At 69.2% G+C, this 20,040-nt stretch carries 14 protein-coding genes and 1 tRNA gene; 8 read left to right on the top strand and 7 right to left on the bottom strand.

Annotated features, from left to right (window positions below):
* Positions 1 to 263 precede the first annotated feature (263 nt).
* Both TR42_RS14500 and gtfA read left to right on the top strand, forming a co-directional pair.
* The gene (locus tag TR42_RS14500) at positions 264 to 5,162 is read left to right on the top strand and encodes an alpha-L-arabinofuranosidase family protein (RefSeq protein ID WP_074789053.1); all 4,899 of its coding nucleotides are present in this window, start codon (positions 264 to 266) and stop codon (positions 5,160 to 5,162) included.
* Between the two features lie 134 nt (positions 5,163 to 5,296).
* Complete coding sequence (gtfA, locus tag TR42_RS01685; protein ID WP_042212387.1) at positions 5,297 to 6,790, top strand: sucrose phosphorylase; 1,494 nt, start codon at positions 5,297 to 5,299, stop codon at positions 6,788 to 6,790.
* 8 nt (positions 6,791 to 6,798) lie between these two features.
* Here the strand turns inward: gtfA and TR42_RS01680 are convergent, their stop codons facing one another.
* The gene (locus TR42_RS01680) at positions 6,799 to 7,269 is read right to left on the bottom strand and encodes a methylglyoxal synthase (RefSeq protein ID WP_042212385.1); all 471 of its coding nucleotides are present in this window, start codon (positions 7,267 to 7,269) and stop codon (positions 6,799 to 6,801) included.
* 65 nt (positions 7,270 to 7,334) lie between these two features.
* Positions 7,335 to 7,408 (bottom strand) — tRNA-Leu (locus TR42_RS01675).
* 45 nt (positions 7,409 to 7,453) lie between these two features.
* On the opposite strand from TR42_RS01675, the gene TR42_RS01670 reads away from it, so the two are divergent.
* Both TR42_RS01670 and TR42_RS01665 read left to right on the top strand, forming a co-directional pair.
* The gene (locus TR42_RS01670; protein WP_074789055.1) at positions 7,454 to 8,059 is read left to right on the top strand and encodes an ANTAR domain-containing response regulator; all 606 of its coding nucleotides are present in this window, start codon (positions 7,454 to 7,456) and stop codon (positions 8,057 to 8,059) included.
* A gap of 163 nt (positions 8,060 to 8,222) precedes the next feature.
* Positions 8,223 to 9,503, top strand: a complete 1,281-nt coding sequence (locus tag TR42_RS01665) for an ABC transporter substrate-binding protein (protein WP_042212381.1) — start codon at positions 8,223 to 8,225, stop codon at positions 9,501 to 9,503.
* A 418-nt stretch (positions 9,504 to 9,921) separates the two neighbouring features.
* Here the strand turns inward: TR42_RS01665 and TR42_RS01660 are convergent, their stop codons facing one another.
* Genes TR42_RS01660 through TR42_RS01640 form a run of 5 tightly spaced genes read right to left on the bottom strand, consistent with a single transcriptional unit; the run spans position 9,922 to position 13,984 of the window.
* Positions 9,922 to 10,656: an ABC transporter ATP-binding protein gene (locus TR42_RS01660; protein ID WP_042212379.1), complete on the bottom strand. Its 735-nt coding sequence runs from the start codon at positions 10,654 to 10,656 to the stop codon at positions 9,922 to 9,924.
* Positions 10,656 to 11,495, bottom strand: a complete 840-nt coding sequence (locus TR42_RS01655; protein ID WP_042212377.1) for an ABC transporter ATP-binding protein — start codon at positions 11,493 to 11,495, stop codon at positions 10,656 to 10,658. Before TR42_RS01655 ends, TR42_RS01660 begins: the two co-directional genes overlap by 1 nt.
* Positions 11,488 to 12,462 (bottom strand): branched-chain amino acid ABC transporter permease, encoded by a 975-nt coding sequence (locus TR42_RS01650; protein WP_042212375.1) that lies wholly within the window; start codon positions 12,460 to 12,462, stop codon positions 11,488 to 11,490. The genes TR42_RS01655 and TR42_RS01650 overlap by 8 nt, the downstream gene beginning before the upstream one ends.
* A gap of 1 nt (position 12,463) precedes the next feature.
* Positions 12,464 to 13,528 (bottom strand): branched-chain amino acid ABC transporter permease, encoded by a 1,065-nt coding sequence (locus TR42_RS01645; RefSeq protein ID WP_052405494.1) that lies wholly within the window; start codon positions 13,526 to 13,528, stop codon positions 12,464 to 12,466.
* Between the two features lie 42 nt (positions 13,529 to 13,570).
* Positions 13,571 to 13,984, bottom strand: a complete 414-nt coding sequence (locus TR42_RS01640) for a PaaI family thioesterase (protein ID WP_042212374.1) — start codon at positions 13,982 to 13,984, stop codon at positions 13,571 to 13,573.
* Between TR42_RS01640 and polA the strand changes: the two genes are divergently transcribed.
* The 4 genes from polA to coaE all read left to right on the top strand — a co-directional run bounded on the left by polA (position 13,983) and on the right by coaE (position 20,010).
* Positions 13,983 to 16,661 (top strand): DNA polymerase I, encoded by a 2,679-nt coding sequence (gene polA / locus TR42_RS01635; protein ID WP_042212520.1) that lies wholly within the window; start codon positions 13,983 to 13,985, stop codon positions 16,659 to 16,661. The genes TR42_RS01640 and polA overlap by 2 nt on opposite strands.
* 9 nt (positions 16,662 to 16,670) lie before the next feature.
* Complete coding sequence (locus TR42_RS01630) at positions 16,671 to 17,693, top strand: 6-phosphofructokinase (protein WP_042212372.1); 1,023 nt, start codon at positions 16,671 to 16,673, stop codon at positions 17,691 to 17,693.
* Between the two features lie 132 nt (positions 17,694 to 17,825).
* Entirely contained in the window at positions 17,826 to 19,316 is a 1,491-nt protein-coding gene (gene rpsA / locus TR42_RS01625; protein WP_042212371.1) for a 30S ribosomal protein S1, read from the top strand.
* A gap of 100 nt (positions 19,317 to 19,416) precedes the next feature.
* Positions 19,417 to 20,010 carry a dephospho-CoA kinase gene (gene coaE, locus TR42_RS01620; RefSeq protein WP_042212370.1) on the top strand — a complete coding sequence of 198 codons (594 nt, stop codon included), beginning with the start codon at positions 19,417 to 19,419 and terminating at the stop codon, positions 20,008 to 20,010.
* Positions 20,011 to 20,040: the final 30 nt, after the last annotated feature.

Below are 20,040 nucleotides of genomic sequence, written 5' to 3'. Positions count from 1 at the left end.
CGGATCCCTCCCTACATGGCAGTGGGGGAGGCGCGGGATCCGGGCAGGTGAGCGATCACATGCGCAGGACCGGACGGGCTCCGTCCGGGACCAGGGCAGGTGTCGAGCGTCAAGGAGGACGCGGGCATGGGCGGTGGGCGACGGGTGACCGTGCGGGCCGCTGCATGCGCGATGCCAGGCCGAACAAGGGAACCCCTCGGCCGACGGCACGGCGCGCGATGCAGCGCGCCCGTCGTCGCGCCATTCTCGGGAGGAGAGGACAGATGACATCCACCATCGGGGAGCGGCGCCGTCTCACGGCGCTGCTCACGGCGGCGATGATCGCGGCGCTCGTGATCGCGCTCCAGTATCCGGCAGGAGCGGCTCGCGCAGCGATCTCCGCGACGCTGCTGGCCCAGTACGACTTCTCCGCGAGCGACGGCACCACGGTGCCCGACGCGAGCGGGAACGGCAACGACGCGGCGATCATCGGCGCCGGCGCGAGCATCGACGGCGATGTGCTCGAGCTGCCGGGCGGCGCGAACGGCAGCGGCGCGGCCTACGTCGAGATGCCGACCGGCATGTTCGACGGCCAGGACACGCTCACCATCAACACGTGGCTGCGCAACGAGACCGGCACCGGCTACTACGCCGCCATGTTCTTCGGCACCACGGAGACGCTGCCGAGCCAGTACTGGCTGCTCAACCCCGCGACCCCGGCCGAGGGCCGCTTCAAGACCGTCATCACCGGCAGCCTCGACGCGAGCGCGCCGTGGTGGACCGAGGTCGGCATCTCCCCGACGGACGCGGCGAAGGGCATCTCCAGCCCGATCACGGACCCCGGCGAGTGGCAGATGTACACCACCGTGATCACGCCCACCTCCATCACGGGCTACCTCGACGGCGAGAAGGTGGGCACCGTCGCCACCTCGCGCACCGTGAGCGACTTCGGCACCGACCTGGTCGGGTACATCGGCCGCTCGTCGTACCCCGACATGCTCTACGCGGGCGGTGTGCGCGACGTCGCGATCTACACCGACGCGCTCACCGACGACGACGTCGCGGAGCTGTTCGTCGGAGACCTCACCGACGAGGAGGCCGTCGCGGCCGACCTCGCCGCGCTCACGGTCCCGAACCTCGACGACGTGCGCGGCAACATCACGCTGCCCGCCGAGGGCGACAACGGCTCGGCCATCAGCTGGGAGACCTCGGACGCTGCCGTCATCAGCGCCACAGGTGAGGTGACCCGTCCCGCGACCGGCGAGGCCCCCGCGGCCGTGACCCTCACCGCGACGCTCACCAAGGGCGACGCCTCCGACGTCAAGGTGCTCGAGGCCACGGTGACCCCGCTGCCCGAGGCCGCCGACTACGAGGGCTACTTCTTCCCGTACTTCGAGGGCGAGACCAGCACCGTCGGCGAGGAGATCTACTTCGCCGTGAGCGAGGGCGACGACCCGACCAGCTGGAAGGAGCTCAACAACGCGGAGTCCGTGCTGCAGTCCACCATGGGCGAGGAGGGCATCCGCGACCCGTTCATCATCCGCTCGCCCGAGGGCGACCGCTTCTACATGCTGTCGACGGACCTCAACATGTTCGACCGCTACGGCAGCTACGACTTCGGCACGGCGCAGGAGATCGGCAGCCGCCGACTCAACGTGTGGGAGTCGGACGACCTGGTGACGTGGAGCGAGCAGCGGTCCATCACCGTGTCGAGCCCGTTCGCCGGCAACACGTGGGCGCCTGAGGCGTTCTACGACGCCGATGCAGGGGAGTACGTCGTCTACTGGGCGTCGAACCTCTACGACACCACCGACACCTCGGCGCGTGATTACACCACCTCGTACAACCGCATGATGTACGTCACCACGCGCGACTTCGTGACGTTCACCGAGCCTCAGGAGTGGGTCGACGTCAAGCGCGGCACCGGGCGCGGCATGATCGACGCGACCGTGGTCGAGGACGACGGCACCTACTACCGGTTCATCAAGGACGAGGCGGACTTCACCATCCGTCAGGAGATGTCCACCGACCTCACCGCGACGGTCACCGGCTCCCTGCCGACCGCATCGTCCGAGGGCTGGCAACTGATCCAGGAGCACATCGGCGTGGGCGAGCCCAACCCGTGGGGCGGCACGTTCACCCAGGGGGAGGGCCCGACCGTGTTCGAGGACAACGAGCAGCCGGGCCACTGGTACATGCTCATCGACCAGCCGAGCTACCACGGCGGCGCGGGCTACATGCTGTTCGAGACCGACGACATCGCCTCGGGCGACTGGATGTCGATCCCGTCGGCGCAGCTCCCGTCGAGCGCGCGTCACGGCACGGTGCTGCCCATCACGGCGGCGGAGCAGGCGGCGCTGCTGGCGGCCTACCCCGACGACGAGCCGGCGGAGTACACCATCACGGTGGACGATGCGGCGACGGGCGCGGAGATCCAGGACTCGATGTACGGCGTGTTCTTCGAGGACATCAACTGGGCGGCGGACGGCGGGCTCTACGCGGAGCTCGTGCGCAACCGGTCGTTCGAGTTCCTGCCCATCGACAACTCGTCCTACACCGGCATGACGGCGTGGTCCACCACGGCGACCGGCGACGGCGCGGGCACGGCCACCACCGTGAACGACGACGAGCGTCTCAACGAGCGCAACCGCACGTACCTCCAGGTCGACCTCGACAGCGCGGACGGCGGAACGTTCGGCGTGCGCAACGGCGGATTCGACGGCGTGGCCCTTCAGGAGGGCGACCTGTACGACTTCTCCGTGTTCGCCCGCACCACCGCGGAGTCCGGCACCCCGCTGGCGGTCTCCCTGGTGTCCGCGGACGGGACGGCGCTGTCCGACACCCTCGAGCTCACCGTCGGCGACGACGGCTGGGCGAAGTACGAGGGCGTGCTCACCGCCTCGGCCACCAGCACCTCGGGACGTCTCGACGTCCAGGCGGGCGGCACGGGGACGCTGCGGCTCGACATGGTCTCGCTGTTCCCCGAGGACACCTACAAGGGCCGCACCAACGGCCTGCGCAAGGACCTCGCGGAGAAGATCGAGGCGCTCGACCCGGGCTTCATCCGGTTCCCCGGCGGCTGCATCGTCAACGTCGACAGCCACCAGGACTACTCCGAGGACTCGGACTACGAGCGCTCGCGCTCGTACCAGTGGAAGGACACGGTGGGACCGGTCGAGGAGCGGGCCACCAACACCAACTTCTGGGGCTACAACCAGTCCTACGGCCTGGGCTACTTCGAGTACTTCCAGTTCGCGGAGGACATCGGCGCCATGGCGGTGCCGGTGGTGCCGGCGCTCATGAACGGCTGCGGCCAGTCGCTGCGGTCGGGCGAGTACGACAACCAGGAGCTGATCGACCGTCACATCCAGGACGCCCTCGATCTCATCGAGTTCGCGCGCGGCGACGTCACCACCGAGTGGGGCGCGCTGCGGGCGGAGATGGGCCACCCGGAGCCGTTCTTCCTCGACCGCCTCGAGGTGGGCAACGAGGAGAACTACCCGGTGGAGTTCATCGAGATCTTCGTGCAGTTCCGGGACGCGATCCAGGAGGTCTACCCGGACGTCATGGTGATCAGCAACTCGGGTCCGGACGACCAGGGCTTCGCGTTCGACCTCCACTGGGAGCAGAACGTCGCGGCCGGGGTCGACATGGTCGACGAGCACTACTACAACAGCCCCAACTGGTTCCTCCAGAACAACGACCGGTACGACTCGTACGACCGTGAGGGTCCGCTGGTCTGGCTGGGCGAGTATGCCTCGCTCGACAACCGCTGGTTCAACGCGCTGTCGGAGGCCGCCTACATGACGGGTCTCGAGCGCAACGCCGACGTGGTGCAGATGGCGTCCTACGCCCCGCTGCTCGCGAACGCGAACCACTACCAGTGGTCGCCGGACATGATCTGGTTCGACAACGACGAGTCGTGGGGCTCGGCCGACTACGAGGTTCAGAAGCTCTTCATGAACAACGTGGGCGACCGGGTGATCCCGACCGACGCCACCGGAGACGTCATCGAGCCGACCCCGGTCGGCGGCACCGTCGGCCTGTCCACCTGGGCGACCGCGGCCAGCTACGACGACATCGTGGTGACCGACCCTGACGGCAACGTCATCTTCGAGGACGACTTCGAGGACGGCGACGCCGACGGCTGGAGCTCGCTCGCGGGCATCGGCGACTGGGCCGTGACCGACGGCGCCTACGTGCAGTCGAGCACGAGCGCCCTCAACACCCTGGTGTCGGCGCCGGACTTCGAGGCGGAGGACTACGACCTCAACCTCAAGGCCACCAAGCTCGAGGGCGCCGAGGGCTTCCTCATCGGCTTCGGGGTCAAGGACGCCGGCAACTTCTACTGGTGGAACCTGGGCGGGTGGAACAACACCCGTCACGTCATCGAGAAGGCGACCGACGGTGCGAAGGAGACGCTCTTCGCGCAGGAGGGTCGCAGCCTCGACACCGGTCACGAGTACGACATCACCATCTCGGTGAGGGGCACGCATGTGGACCTCTACCTGGACGGCGTGCTCGAGGGCTCGTTCGACGACGATGCGGTCACGGAGCCGTTCGCTCAGGTCCTCACCCAGGACGACGAGACGGGCGACCTCATCCTCAAGGTGGTCAACGCGCAGCGGCGTGCCGCGACGACGGCGATCGACCTCGGGGAGCGCATGGTCGCGTCGGAGGCCGAGATGACCCAGATCGTGGCCAAGGCGAGCGCGACCAACACCCGGGTCTCGACGCCTGTCTCGCCCGAGACGTCGATCCTCGGCGGCATCGCACCGCAGTTCGAGTACACCTTCCCGGGCTACTCGGTCACGTTCCTGCGGATCAGCACCAACGCGGTGTCGGGCTTCGACGCACCGGTGAGCATGGTCGGGGCCAACGTGGTCAAGGCCGGCAGCACGGTGCCGCTGAAGTTCAGCGCCACCACCGCGGGCGAGGCGCTCACCGATCCCGCCGACGTCGAGGTCACGGTCGCGCCGATGGCGTGCGACGCGGACCCGGCCGAGGCGGCGGCCTCCGATGACGCGGTCGCCGTCGACGCGACGATCAAGTGGACCGGCGACCGGTTCCACGTCAACTGGAAGACGCCCAAGTCCGGAGCGGGAGGCTGCTACGCGGTCACCGCGATGGTCGCGGGCGACAGCCCCGGCAACGGGACGACGGCGGTGTTCCAGCTGCGCTGATCACCGTCACCTGCGCAGGGCCCCGTCGGCAGCCGCCGGCGGGGCCCTCCGCATGCCCGGGCCTCCGGGCATCGCCGGGTGACGCGGTCCTAGAGTGGGAGAGGCGTGACGATGCGCCTGGCGAGGAGGGTGCGATGACGCGCAACGCGGTCCAGCTCATCACGTACGCGGACAGGCTCGCGGGAAACCTGCCGGGCCTTGCGGAGCTGCTGCGCACCCCGCCCTGGTCCGAGGCCTTCGGCGGCATCCACATCCTCCCGTTCTTCACCCCGTTCGACGGGGCGGACGCCGGCTTCGACCCGGTGGACCACACCGAGGTGGATCCTCGCCTCGGCACGTGGAGCGACGTCGGGGAGGTCGCGAGCGGGCGCGACCTCATGGTCGACGTCATCGTCAACCACGTCTCCGCGGACTCCGCCGCCTTCCGGGACTGGTGCCGGGACGGCGCATCGTCCCCCCGAGACGGCATGTTCCTCACGATGGCGTCGGTGTTCCCCGATGGCGCCACCGAGGAGCAGCTCGCGAGGATCTACCGGCCGCGGCCGGGGCTGCCGTTCACGCCGTACGACGTCGGGGGAGAGAAGCGGCTCGTGTGGACCACGTTCACGCCGCAGCAGATCGACATCGACGTCGCCGACCCGGGCGCGCAGGCGTACCTCGACTCGATCCTGGACGCGATCGCCGGCGCCGGCGCGACCCTGGTCCGGCTCGACGCGGTCGGCTACGCGGTCAAGACCCCCGGGACCACGTGCTTCATGACCCCGGAGTCCTTCTCGTTCATCGCGGACTTCACCGCGCATGCGCGGGCCCGCGGCCTCGAGGTGCTGGTCGAGGTGCACGCGTACTACCGCCGGCAGGTCGAGATCGGGGCGGCGGTCGACCGGGTCTACGACTTCGCGCTGCCGCCCCTGGTGCTCCACGCCCTCGGCACCGGGGACGGGGGGCCGCTCGCACGCTGGCTCGAGGTGCGTCCCGCGAACGCCGTGACGGTGCTCGACACGCACGACGGCATCGGCATCATCGACGTGGGCGCGGACCAGACCGCGCCCGACGCGCCGGGCCTGCTCCCGCCCGCCGAGCTCGACGCGCTGGTCGAACGGATCCACGAGGCCTCGGGCGGTTCATCGCGGCTGGCGACCGGCGCCGCCGCCTCCAATCTTGACCTCTACCAGGTCAACTGCACGTTCTACGACGCCCTGGGCGCCGACGACCGGGCCTACCTGGCCGCCCGCGCCATCCAGCTCTTCACCCCGGGCATCCCGCAGGTGTACTACGTCGGCGCGCTGGCCGGCCGCAACGACGTCGCGCTGCTGAAGGCCAGCGGGGTGGGACGCGACATCAACCGTCACCGCTACACCGCTTCAGAGGTCGCGGCGGACCTCGAGCGTCCCGTGGTGCGCGCGCTGTTCGCGCTCTGCGCCCTGCGGTCCCGGCTGCCGGTGTTCGACGCAGAGTTCACCTTCTCGCTCGAGGGCAGCGTGCTCTCGATGCGCTGGAGCGCGGGGGAGGACGAGGCGTCGCTCGCGGTCGATCTCGGCGACCACCGGGCGCGTCTGGCCTGGCGCCATGCCGGCGTCGCAGGTGCGACCGAGGACCTGCTGGCGTCGCCGCCCGTCGTGGCCGTCTGAGACGCGCTCTACGCCTCGCCGGCCTCCCGCATGGCCTCCCAGTCGCGCGGGCCGAGGTCGGGGACCTTGCGCACGTAGCCCTCGGTGAACAGGGGAGAGGAGATGAGGAAGTCCGCGGTCGCGATGTTCGACGCGATGGGGATGTTCCACAGGGCGCCGAGGCGCAGGAGCGCCTTGACGTCGGGATCGTGCGGCTGGGGCTCCAGCGGGTCCCAGAAGAAGATCAGCATGTCGAGCGCGCCCTCGGCGATCTTGGCGCCGATCTGCTGATCGCCGCCGACCGGGCCGGAGAGGAAGCGGTGGACGGGCAGGTTGAGCTCGTGCTGGAGCATCGTGCCCGTGGTGCCGGTCGCGTACAGGTGGTGACGGGCGAGGGATCCCTTGTTGAACGAGGTCCACTCGAGGAGCTCGGTCTTCTTGTGGTCGTGCGCCACCAGCGCGATGTGCAGCGGGCGAGCGGAGGGCTTGTTCGTGGTCACGTTCCGAGCATCCCACGCGGAGGTCCCGGTCGATGCGCGGCGTGTCGCAGCGTCGGGCGGAGGAGTACCCCGGGTGGGATTCGAACCCACAACACCGCGGGTTTGAGCCGCGTGCCTCTGCCAGTTGGGCTACCGGGGCGAGGGCACTAGGCTAGCGCCTGTGACTGAAGAGACTGACACTCCGATGACGGAGCAGGAGACCCAGGCCCCTAAGCGTGCGCGCCGTGCGGTCGTCGCCGAGGACGAGGCGCTCATCCGCATGGACATCGTGGAGACGCTCCGCGAGGGCGGCTACGACGTGGTCGGCGAGGGCGCCAACGGCGAGGAGGGCGTGGAGCTCGCGCGCGAGCACAAGCCCGACGTGGTCGTCATGGACGTGAAGATGCCCGTGATGGACGGCATCACCGCCGCCGAGCTCATCGCGAAGGAGCGCATCGCCCCGGTGGTGCTGCTGACCGCGTTCTCGCAGACCGAGCTGGTCGAGCGTGCGCGCGACGCCGGCGCGATGGCCTACGTGGTGAAGCCCTTCACGCCGGGCGATCTGCTGCCCGCCGTCGAGATCGCGGCGTCGCGGTACATCGAGATCCGCGCGCTCGAGAATGAGATCGCGGATATCAACGAGCGCATGGAGACCCGAAAGAAGGTCGAGCGCGCCAAGGGCCTTCTGATGGAGAAGATGAAGCTCAACGAGCCCGAGTCCTTCCGCTGGATTCAGAAGACCTCGATGGATCGCCGTCTCACGATGCGAGAGGTCGCCGAGGCCGTCATCGACCAGATGGGCGGAAAGTAGCGTAAACGCCCAAGTGCGCGCGGACTTTAGTCACGAAATCGTGATGGACACGACGCGAACGCGAAATCTTCCTTCGCTAGCGTGACGGTTACCGCCGGAGGGATACACCCTTCGGTGCTGTGACCGAGGCGGGATTTCCCCGCCGAAGTGGGAGGAAGTAAACATGGCACGATGGAATTCCATCGCCCGTGGCGCGGCATTCGCCGCCGTCGCGACTCTGTCCCTCGCCGCGTGCTCGTCTGACTCGAGCGACGGTGGTTCGAGCTCGGACGCGACCGACGGCGGCAGCGCCCCGTCGGGCGAGGCCCTCAAGATCGGCAGCTTCCTGCCGGTCACCGGTTCGCTCGCGTTCCTCGGCCCGCCGGAGGTTGCCGGCGTCAAGGTCGCGGTGAACGAGATCAACGAGGCCGGCGGCCTCTTCGAGCAGGACGTCGAGCTCATGGAGACCGACTCCGGCGATGCGAACAACCCGACCATCGGTGACCAGTCGATCTCCGAGCTCATCAACGCCGGGGTGTCGGCCATCATCGGTGCGGCCTCGTCGGCCTCCACCCTGCTGGTCCTCGACGACGTCGACGCGGCGGGCATCGTCATGGTGTCGCCTGCGAACACCTCGACCTCGCTCAGCGGCTACTCCGAGTACTACTTCCGCACCGCTCCGCCGGACACCGCGCAGGGTGCTGCGGTCGCCGACCTCATGATGGGCGAGGGCGCCTCGAACATCGCCATCCTGGTCCAGGGTGACGACTACGGCGTCTCGTTCCGCGACGTGGTCCAGGAGCGCGTGGAGGGTGCCGGCGGCACCATCACCTACGGCACCTCGGGCGAGGAGGTCGACCCGGCGGGCGGCAACTTCAACGCCAACGTCGAGGCGGCGCTGGCCACCAACCCGGACGCGATCCTCATGATCGCCTTCGACGTGACCTCGCAGATCGTTCCCGCGATCTTCGACGCCGGTTACGACATGTCGAAGGTCTACATGAGCGATGGCAACACCTCGAACTGGGGCGAGACCTTCGCGCCGGGCACGCTCGCGGGCGGCAAGGGCACCATCCCGGGCTCGGCGCCTTCCGACGAGTTCAAGGCCCTGCTCGACGAGGCCAACGGCTCGGAGCTCGAGGACGTGTCCTACGCCAACGAGTCCTACGACGCCGTCATGCTGGTCGCCCTCGCGGCGCTCCAGGGTGGCGCCTCGGACCCCGACACCATCCAGGCCAACATGGCCTCGGTCTCGGGTGCCGACGGTGGCACGGAGTGCTCCGGCTGGGTCGAGTGCTCGGAGCTCATCCTCGCGGGTGAGACCATCAACTACCAGGCGCTGTCGCTCTCGGGTCCCTTCAACGAGGAGAACGACCCGACCGCCGCGGTCATCGGCGTGTGGGAGTACGACGACGAGAACAACATCTCGCGCGTGGACGAGGTGGAGTGGTCGGCCGGCGAGTGATCGCCTGACCACCTGACCTAGGTCTGGAAGGCCCCCGGGGTTCGCCCCGGGGGCCTTCTGCGTGCCCGGGCGACGGGCATCGTGCGCGCTGGCGGGACATGGGTGCAGGATCCGGCCCGGAGACGACCCTCATGTCCCGCCAGGACGATGCGCCACGCGAGCCCACGCTCGAGACCGGGTCCCCGTCTGAGCCCGCCCCTGGCCCGAGTCCGGCTCACGCGCGAACCGCCGCCCCCTCCGCGCATCGCGACGCACCGCCCCGTATCGTCCGTGCGCGCTGGCGGGACATGAGAGCAGGATCCGGCCTGGAAACGACCCTCATGTCCCGCCAGGACGATGCACCGCGTACGGGCGGTCTGGGGGCAAGCGAAAGGCCCGGCCCCCGCGAGGGGAGCCGGGCCTTCGAGGCTGCGGGGCGCTACGCGCCCAGCGTGCCGAGGTAGAGCTCGATGACCTTGGGGTCCTTGAGCAGCTCCTGGCCCGTCGCGGTGTACGCGGCGGTGCCCTGGTCGAGGACGTAGCCGCGGTCGCAGATCTGCAGGCAGCGGCGAGCGTTCTGCTCGACCATGATGACCGTGACGCCGTGCTTGTTGATCTCGCGCGTGCGGACGAAGGTCTCGTCCTGGCGGGCGGGGGACAGGCCGGCGCTCGGCTCGTCGAGCAGCAGCACCTTCGGGTCCATCATGAGCGCCCGGGCCATCGCGACCATCTGGCGCTCACCGCCGGAGAGCGAGCCCGCCCGCTGGTTCTTGCGCTCGATGAGCACCGGGAACAGGTCGCCGATGACCTCGAGACGCTCCTTGAACGCCTGCGGGCGCTGGTAGGCGCCCATCTCGAGGTTCTCGAGGATGCTCAGCGACGGGAAGACGTTGTTCGTCTGCGGGACGAACCCGATGCCGCGCTTGACCAGCTGGTCGGCACGCAGGTTGGTGATGTCGTCCCCGTCGAGCACGAACTTGCCCTCGGTGACCGGCACGAGGCCGAAGAGCGCCTTGAGGAACGTCGACTTGCCGGCGCCGTTGGGGCCGATGATGCCGATGAGCTCGCCCTTCTTCACCTCGAGCGAGCAGCCGTTGAGGATGCTGACGCCCGGGATGTAGCCGGCCCACACGTCATCCGCCGTGATGAGCACGTCCTGGCTTGCAGCGTTCATCAGTTGTCCTCCGAGAGGTCGGTGTCGTGGTGCTCGCCCAGGTAGGCGTCCTGCACGGCCTTGTTCTGCATGACCGTGCCCGCCGGGCCCTCCGCGATGAGCTGGCCCTGCGCCATCACCGCGACCCAGTCGGAGATGCGGCGCACCATGTGCATGTCGTGCTCGACGAAGAGCACGGTCATGCCCTCGTTCTTGAGCTCGACGATGTGCTCGAGCAGCGACTCGGTGAGCGCCGGGTTGACGCCCGCCATCGGCTCGTCGAGCATCACCATCGTGGGGTTCGACATGAGCGCGCGCGCCATCTCGAGGAGCTTGCGCTGGCCGCCGGAGAGCGAGCCGGCGGAGTCGTCGCGCTTCTCGTAGAGCTTGAAGCGGTGCAGGAGCTCGTGCGCCTGCTCCGTCACCTCCTGCTCACGCTTGGACCACAGCGGCGGCACGAACGCCTTGAGGAGGGACTCCCCGGGCTGCTCCTGCGCGCCGAGACGCATGTTCTCCATGACGGACATGCCCTCGAGCGCCTTGGTGAGCTGGAACGTGCGGACCATGCCCTTGCGCGCCACCTTGTGAGGGGCGACCTTGCGCAGCGGCATGCCGTCGAACGTGCCGGCGCCCTCCTGTGCCGTGTCGAAGCTCGTCAGCAGGTTGAAGAACGTCGACTTTCCGGCGCCGTTGGGGCCGATGAGCGCGGTGATGGTGTTGCGCTGAACCTCGAAGTGGTCGACGTTCACCGCGGTGAGGCCGCCGAAGCGGCGCACGATGCCGTCGGCCACGAGGATCGGGTCCGGCTTGGCGACGCCGGGCTCGTGGGCGACTCCGTCCAGGACAGTGGTGTCAGGCATGGAACGCAAGCTCCTTCTTGTTGCCGAGGATTCCTTGCGGTCTGAACACCACGATCACGATGAGCGCGACGCCGACCAGCATGAGTCCGAAGGGCTCGATGGCGGTGGAGGGCAGGATGGACTCGGGGATGAACGCCTTCGCGACGGCCCTGACGAGCGACAGCGCGGCCCAGAAGACCACGGATCCGACCACGGGTCCGAGGACCGTGGCGGCGCCGCCGAGCAGCAGGATGGTCCACACCCAGAACGTCGTGGGACGTCCCATCGCATCGGCGACCACCGCGGATCCATGCGCCCAGATGACGCCTCCGAGGGCACCGATGACACCACCGATGATGAGCGCCTGCATCTTGTACCAGTAGACGTTCTTGCCGAGCGAGCGCACGGCGTCCTCGTCCTCGCGGATGCCCTTGAGCACGCGGCCCCAGGGCGAGTTCGACAGGCGCCAGAACGCGAGCAGCAGGAGCGCGACGAGCGTCCACGCGACCACGCGCAGCCACCACGAGTCGGAGGCCGAGCCGTGATAGGTGAACGGGCCGACGGTGATGCGCTCGTCGGCGAACGGGGAGAGGCCCTCGAGCGGCCCCTTGTAGTCCTTGCCCTTGATGCCGAGCGAGCCGCCGGTGACGTCGACCAGCGTGTTCGAGCGGCCGACGTACCTCACGATCTCGGAGGCCGCGATGGTGACGATGGCGAGATAGTCGCCGCGGAGCTTCAGGGTCGGCCAGCCGAGCAGGAGCCCGAAGAGGATCGCGGCGCCCATCGCGACGAGCAGCGCGGCCCACATGGGCAGCCCCTCGCGGACGGAGATCGCGTAGCCGTACATACCGAGCAGCATGAAGCCCGCCTGGCCCATGTTGAGCAGGCCGGTGAGGCCGAAGTGGAAGTTCAGGCCGATGGCCGCGATCGCGAACGCCGCGGTCGCAGGCGTGAACATCTGCTCGAGCGCATTGATGAGGATGTCCATGTCAGCCCACCCGCTCCTTCGTACCCAGGATGCCCTGCGGTCTCACGAGCAGGACGATGATGAGGATCGCCAGCGCGGACGCGTAGCGCATGTCGGGGGCGATGACCACGGTCGAGACCTCGGAGACCACACCGACGACGATGGCGCCGACGAGCGCGCCGAAGGCCTGGCCCAGGCCGCCGAGCGTGACGGCGGCGAACATGAGCAGCAGGATGCGGGCGCCGGAGTCGAAGCCCGCGCCGTTGTCGAACAGCGCGAGCAGGATGCCGCCCAGGCCGGCGAGGGCCGCGGACATCACCCACACGAGGCGGATGATCGAGTCCACGCGGATGCCGGAGGCGGCGGCGAGGGCCGGGTTGTCCGAGATCGCGCGGGTCGCGCGGCCCAGGCGGGTCTTCAGCAGGAACAGCGCGACCGCGACGAGCGCGATGGACGCGATGATCACGGACATCAGCGTCTGCGTGCCGATGTAGAAGTCGCCGAAGGTGATGCGGCCGCCGGAGGCGTTGGTGAGGCGGTGGCGGCTCGCGCCCATCCACCACTGCAGCAGGTTGAGCAGCGCGAGCGACAGACCGATGCTGACCACCATCTGCTGGAGGACGGCGACCCGGCGCCTGCGCAGCGGGCTCCACAGGAGCTTGTCCTGGAGCCAGCCCGTGCCGGCGGAGACGATGACCGCGATGATCGCGGCGAGCCACAGCGGCAGCCCGATGCTGAACGAGCCCGGGATGAGCGGGATGGTGACCTGCTCGTTGGTGCTGAGGAAGAAGGTCAGCAGCGCGCCGAAGGTCACCTGCTCTCCGTGCGCGAAGTTGCTGAGGCCCGTGGTGCCGAAGATCAGCGACAGGCCCACCGCCGCCAGCGCGAGGAGCACGCCGAAGGCGAGGCCGTTGATGACGTTCTGGATGATCAGGGTGCCCGTAGGCGTGCCCGCTGCCACGGGCTCGACGGTCTCGGCATCGGCGGGACCTCCGCCGAGCAAGAGCGTCGCGATGATGAATGCGGCCGCTGCGATGAGCAGCAAGCCGGCGGCCCGGTACAGCCGCTTGTCAGGTCTGGTGAACACCGTTCTCCCCTCCGAGTTGGCCCACACCTTAGACCGGCCGTGTTACCGGCGTGTTTTCAACGCACAGGTAAGACGCGAAACTGCAACCTTGGCGCCCGATTCGTCCGTGATCTCGATCTCGTAGCACGCCATGGAGCGGCCGAGGTGGAGCGCCGTGGCGGTTCCCGTCACGAGCCCCTCGCGCGCGCTGCGCACGTGGGTGATGCTGAGATCGACCCCGACCGCGACGCCCTCGGGGTCGATCGTCAGCACATGCGCCATCGCCGCGAGCGACCCGAGCGACTCGGCGAGCACCGCGGACGCTCCGCCATGGAGGAGGCCGTAGGGTTGCGTGTTCCCGTGCACCGGCATCGTCCCGACGGCGATGTCGGGGGTGATGCTCAGGATGGAGATGCCCATCCGGGAGATCAGCCCGTCCTCGGGCAGCGGCGGCGGGAAGGTCTCGGCGTCGGACATGGAAGATAGGTTGGCACCTGTGAGCGAATCCACCAAGGGAACTCTTCTGCTCGTCGACGGCCTCTCGATGGCCTTCCGGGCGTTCTTCGGTCTTCCGGTCGAGAACTTCGCGACCGCCACCGGTGTGCCGACCAACGCCGTGTACGGCTTCAGCACCATGCTGGCGACGCTGATGAAGGACCACCAGCCCACGCACGTGGCGGTCGCCTTCGACCTTCCCGGCGGCACGTTCCGCACCGAGCGTCTGCCGTCCTACAAGGGCACGCGCGACGCGACGCCGCCGGAGTTCGAGCCGCAGGTGCCTCTCATCCGCGAGATGCTCGGCGCGCTGCGGGTGACGGCGGTCGACAAGGAGCGGTACGAGGCCGACGACCTGCTCGCCACGTATGCGAGGCTCGGTCGCGAGGCGGGTCTGCGCGTGCTCGTCGTGTCTGGCGACCGGGACACCATCCAGCTGGTCAACGACGACGTCACGCTGCTCTATCCGCGCAAGGGCGTCTCCGACCTCGTGCACTTCACGCCGACGTCTGTCGAGGAGAAGTACGGGGTGCGCCCCGACCAGTACCCGGACATGGCCGCGCTCGTCGGCGAGACCAGCGACAACCTGCCGGGCGTGCCCGGGGTCGGGCCCAAGACGGCCGCGAAGTGGATCGGCGTCTACGGCGGGCTGCCGGGCATCCTCGAGAGCGCGGACGATGTCCCGGGCAAGGCCGGCCAGAGCCTGCGCGACCACCTCGACCAGGTGCGCCTCAACCGCGAGCTCAACCACCTGCTCACCGACCTCGAGGTGGCGGTGCCCCTGGCCGACCTCGAGTACGCGGGGGCCGACGCCGCCGCGATCCACCAGGTGTGCGATGCGCTCGAGTTCCGCACGCTGCGCGACCGGCTGCTGCCGTTCGCGGACGATGCGGCCGCGGAGCAGCCCGCGGAGGCCACGGCCGTCGTGGTGCGCACCGAGGGCGCCGTCGAGGCGATCACCGCGATGGCCGGACCGGTCGCCGTCCACGTCGACGGTCGCGCGGGCGTCGACGCGGATGCCTGGGCGCTCGGAGTCACGGACGCCGCGGACGCCGCGTGGGCCGTGGACCTCACCGCGCTGAGCCCGGATCAGGAGAAGGCGCTCGCCGCCTGGCTCGCGGATCCGGAGGTGGGCAAGGTGCTGCACGGCGCGAAGGACGCCTGGCATGCGCTCCAGGCGCGCGGCTGGGACCTCTCCGGCATCGTCGGGGACACGCAGATCGCCGCGTTCCTGGTGAACCCGGATCAGCGGGGCTTCGAGCTCGACCAGATCCTCCAGCGGCACCTGGGCCTCTCGCTCGACGCGGGCGCCGCGGCGGGCGAGCTGGACCTGGGGCTCGGCGGCTCGCCCGCGGAGTCGGCGGGGGAGCGCGCCGCGCACGTGCGCGCTCTCGCCGCGGTGCTCGACCCCATGGTCGACGAGCGCGGCATGGCCTCCCTCTACGCGGAGCTCGAGATCCCGCTCGTGAGCGTCCTCGCGCGCATGGAGCACGCGGGCATGGCCGTCGACACCGCGCAGCTCGGGTCGCTCGCGGACGAGGCGCGCGGGCGGGCGGAGCGCGCCGCCGAGGAGGCCTACTCCTCGATCGGCGGCGACCGCGTCAACCTGGGCTCCCCGAAGCAGCTCCAGGAGGTGCTCTTCGACCGCCTGGGCATGCCCAAGACCAAGAAGATCAAGACGGGCTACTCCACGGACGCCTCGTCGTTGCACGACCTCAGCGAGAAGTCGCCGCACCCGTTCCTCACGGCGCTGCTCGCGCATCGCGACGCCACCAAGCTGTCGCAGATCATCGAGACGCTCGCGCAGTCGGTGCAGCCCGACGGGCGCATCCACACCACGTTCTCGCAGGTGGTCGCGGCCACCGGACGCCTCAGCTCGAAGGACCCCAACCTCCAGAACATCCCGATCCGCACGCCGGAGGGTCACCGCATCCGCGAGGCCTTCGTGGTGGGGGACGGCTACGAGACGCTTCTCACCGCCGACTACTCGCAGATCGAGATGCGGATCATGGCGCACCTCTCGGGCGACGCGGGGCTCATCGAGGCCTTCCAGCGCGGCGAGGACCTGCACCGCTTCGTGGGCAGCCGCGTGTTCGGCGTCGCCCCGGAGGACGTCACGTCGGAGATGCGTTCGCAGGTCAAGGCGATGTCCTACGGGCTCGCGTACGGTCTCTCCTCGTTCGGCCTCGCGCGCCAGCTGGGTCTGCCCGTCGGCGCCGCGCAGGCGCTCATGGACGACTACTTCTCGCGTTTCGGCGGCGTGCGCGACTACCTCCGCGAGGTGGTCGACAAGGCCAGGGGCGACGGCTACACCGAGACCATCTTCGGGCGCCGGCGCTACATCCCCGACCTCACCTCCTCGAACCGCCAGCGCCGCGACATCGCGGAGCGGGTCGCGCTCAACGCCCCCATCCAGGGCTCCGCGGCGGACCTCATCAAGCGCGCGATGCTGGGCGTGGAGCGCCGGCTCAAGGACGAAGGTCTGGCATCGCGCCAGGTACTTCAGGTGCATGATGAGCTCGTGGTCGAGACAGCCCCCGGAGAGAGCGCGGCGGTCGAGACCATCCTCAGGGAGGAGATGCACGCCGCAGGCGACCTCAGCGTCCCTCTCGACGTCAACGTCGGAAAGGGCGGTGACTGGCGCACCGCCGGACACTAGGGTGGTGCCATGCGAATCGGACTTCTCACGGGCGGCGGAGACTGCCCCGGCCTGAACGCTGCGATCAGGGCGGTGGTGAAGAGGGGGACCTCCGAGCTCGGCTGCTCGATCGTCGGATTCAACAACGGGTGGCAGGGCGTCATCGACGGAGACGCGCGTCCGATGACGCGCGACGACGTCTCGGGCATCCTCGTCCACGGCGGCACGATGCTCGGCACGGCCCGCTGCCACCCGCACAAGGTCGAGGGCGGCATGGAGGCCGTCCAGGAGACGTTCGAGAACGAGAAGCTCGACGGCTTCATCTGCATCGGCGGCGACGGCACGCTCAAGGCCGCGGGCAAGGTCTCGAAGGCGCTCGGCGTCCCGGTGATCGGCATCCCCAAGACCATCGACAACGACGTGGTCGGCACCGATGCGGCGATCGGCTTCGACACCGCGGTGTCGATCGCGACGGAGGCGATCGACCGGCTCCACTCCACGGCGGAGTCGCACAACCGCGTCATGGTGGTCGAGCTCATGGGCCGTCACTCGGGATGGATCGCGGTGACCGCGGGCATCGCCGGCGGAGCGGACATCATCCTCGCGCCCGAGGAGCCCTTCGACATCGACGTCATCGCCAAGCGGATCAAGCACCGTCACCGTTACAAGAACTTCTCGATCGTCGCCGTCGCCGAGGGGGCCATCCCGGCCGAGGGCTCGAACTGGAGCGGCAAGCCCACGCTGGACGCGAAGGGCAACCCGATCGCGGGCTCGATCGGGCACGAGGTCACCAAGGCGATCGAGGCGGCGACCGGCTTCACCTCGCGTCTCACCACGCTCGGCTACGTGCAGCGCGGCGGCGTCCCGACCGCGGCCGACCGTCTGCTCGGCACCCGGATGGGAGTCGCCGCCATCGACGGGATCGTCGCGGGGGAGTCGCACAAGTTCACCGCGCTGCAGGGCAACCACATCGTGCTCGAGCCCTTCGACACGATGATGGGCAAGACCAAGTGGGTGCCCGAGGAGCTGCTGTCCGCCGCACGCGGGCTGTAGCGACGCGCCGAGAGGTGCGAGCCGCATTGCCCCGCACCTGCCGGACGAGGTAGGATATCCGTTGGTCTGGCGCGCCCGCGTGCCCGGCCACCACTATCCATACGATTCCCTGTCCACCGGAGCAATTCCTTAATGTCCGTTTCCACCCCCGAGTCCAGCATCGCGATCAACGACATCGGTACCGCAGAGGACTTCCTCGCGGCCGTCGACGCGACCATCAAGAACTTCGACGACGGTGACCTTGTCGAGGGCACCATCGTCAAGGTCGACCGTGACGAGGTCCTCCTCGACATCGGTTACAAGACCGAGGGTGTCATCCCCTCGCGCGAGCTCTCCATCCGCCACGACGCCAACCCGGATGAGGTCGTCAACGTCGGCGACACCATCGAGGCGCTCGTCCTCACCAAGGAGGACAAGGAGGGTCGCCTGATCCTCTCGAAGAAGCGTGCGCAGTACGAGCGCGCGTGGGGCTCGATCGAGAAGATCAAGGAAGAGGACGGCGTCGTCTCCGGCACCGTCATCGAGGTCGTCAAGGGCGGCCTCATCGTGGACATCGGTCTCCGCGGCTTCCTCCCGGCCTCGCTCGTCGAGATGCGCCGCGTGCGCGACCTCGCGCCCTACATCGGCCAGTCCATCGAGGCGAAGATCATCGAGCTCGACAAGAACCGCAACAACGTGGTCCTGTCGCGCCGTGCCTTCCTCGAGCAGACCCAGTCCGAGGTCCGTTCGTCGTTCCTCACCGCGCTCGCGCCGGGCCAGGTCCGCAAGGGTGTCGTCTCGTCGATCGTCAACTTCGGTGCGTTCGTCGACCTCGGCGGCGTGGACGGCCTCGTGCACGTCTCCGAGCTGTCGTGGAAGCACATCGACCACCCGTCCGAGGTCGTCTCGGTCGGCCAGGAGGTCGAGGTCGAGGTCCTCACCGTCGAGATGGACCGTGAGCGCGTCTCGCTGTCGCTCAAGGCGACCCAGGAGGACCCGTGGGCGGTCTACGCCCGCACCCACGCGATCGGCCAGATCGTCCCGGGCAAGGTCACCAAGCTCGTCCCGTTCGGCGCGTTCGTGCGCGTCTTCGAGGGCATCGAGGGCCTCGTGCACATCTCGGAGCTGGCGACCCGCCACGTCGAGCTGCCCGAGCAGGTCGTGTCGGCCGACGAGGACGTCTTCGTCAAGATCATCGACATCGACCTCGAGCGTCGCCGCATCTCGCTGTCCATCAAGCAGGCCAACGAGGGTGTCGACCCGCAGGGCGAGGACTTCGACCCCGCGCTCTACGGCATGACCGCCGAGTACGACGCTCAGGGCAACTACGTGTACCCCGAGGGCTTCGACCCGGAGACCCAGGAGTGGCGCGAGGGCTTCGAGGAGAAGCGCGAGGCCTGGGAGGCCGAGTACGCCAAGGCGCACGAGCGCTGGGAGGCGCACAAGGCGTTCGTCGCGAAGCAGGACGCTCAGGCCGCCGAGGCCGAGACCGCTGCGCCGGCCGCTGCCGCCGCCCCCCGCAAGGGTGGCCGCAAGGGCGACGCCCCCGCGTCGTACTCGTCGCACGACGAGTCGACCGACATGGGCACGCTCGCCTCGGACGAGCGCCTCGCGGCGCTTCGCGAGAAGCTGACCGGCAACTAACCGGTTCCCGTACGAAGGCCGTCATCCCTCCGGGGGTGGCGGCCTTCGTCGCGTCCGGGCGGTTTTGCGCGCGTCAGCCCAGCGTGTGACACTTCTGCCCGTGCTACGCATCGGTCTCACCGGCGGGATCGCCTCGGGCAAGTCCACCGCGGCGGCGCGCTTCGGCGCGCTCGGCGCGCGTGTGGTCGACCACGATGTGCTCGCCCGTCGCGCCGTCGAGCCGGGGTCCGCCGCGCTCGTCGACATCGTCTCCGAGTTCGGGGACCGGGTCATCCGCGACCACGCGCTCGACCGCCAGGCGCTCGCCTCCGTCGTCTTCTCGGACGACCACGCGCGCCAGCGCCTCAACGCCATCGTCCATCCGTACGTCATCGCGATGGGCGCGGCCGCCGACCGGCAGGCCCGCCGCGAGGGCGTCGACGTGGTGGTCCACGACATCCCGCTGCTCGTCGAGAGCGGCCAGGGGCACGACTTCGACCTCGTGGTCACGGTGGCCGCGCCCGACGACGTCCGGATCCGCCGCATGGTCGAGCTGCGCGGCATGACCGAGGCGGACGCGGTCGCGAGGATCAGGGCGCAGGCCTCGGATCCCGAGCGCGAGGCGGCGGCCGATGCGGTGCTCGACGGGTCGGGAAGGGTCGCGGACCTCGACTCCCAGGTCGACGCGTTCTGGGCGCTCCACGTCCCGCGCTGAGCGGCGTTCGCTGTCGGAGGCGCGGCGTAC

Source organism: Demequina mangrovi, from assembly GCF_000759715.1.
GTDB lineage: Bacteria > Actinomycetota > Actinomycetes > Actinomycetales > Demequinaceae > Demequina > Demequina mangrovi.
This window is presented reverse-complemented; position numbering and strand designations above follow the sequence as displayed.

Coding starts and splice junctions, on each gene's coding strand:
- TR42_RS01655 (WP_042212377.1), bottom strand. CDS start 11,495: ATGCCTGACACCACTGTCCTGGACGGAGTCGCCCACGAGCCCGGCGTC.
- gtfA (WP_042212387.1), top strand. CDS start 5,297: ATGACGCGCAACGCGGTCCAGCTCATCACGTACGCGGACAGGCTCGCG.
- TR42_RS01665 (WP_042212381.1), top strand. CDS start 8,223: ATGGCACGATGGAATTCCATCGCCCGTGGCGCGGCATTCGCCGCCGTC.
- TR42_RS01640 (WP_042212374.1), bottom strand. CDS start 13,984: ATGTCCGACGCCGAGACCTTCCCGCCGCCGCTGCCCGAGGACGGGCTG.
- rpsA (WP_042212371.1), top strand. CDS start 17,826: ATGTCCGTTTCCACCCCCGAGTCCAGCATCGCGATCAACGACATCGGT.
- TR42_RS14500 (WP_074789053.1), top strand. CDS start 264: ATGACATCCACCATCGGGGAGCGGCGCCGTCTCACGGCGCTGCTCACG.
- TR42_RS01660 (WP_042212379.1), bottom strand. CDS start 10,656: ATGAACGCTGCAAGCCAGGACGTGCTCATCACGGCGGATGACGTGTGG.
- TR42_RS01670 (WP_074789055.1), top strand. CDS start 7,454: ATGACGGAGCAGGAGACCCAGGCCCCTAAGCGTGCGCGCCGTGCGGTC.
- polA (WP_042212520.1), top strand. CDS start 13,983: ATGGAAGATAGGTTGGCACCTGTGAGCGAATCCACCAAGGGAACTCTT.
- TR42_RS01630 (WP_042212372.1), top strand. CDS start 16,671: ATGCGAATCGGACTTCTCACGGGCGGCGGAGACTGCCCCGGCCTGAAC.
- TR42_RS01650 (WP_042212375.1), bottom strand. CDS start 12,462: ATGGACATCCTCATCAATGCGCTCGAGCAGATGTTCACGCCTGCGACC.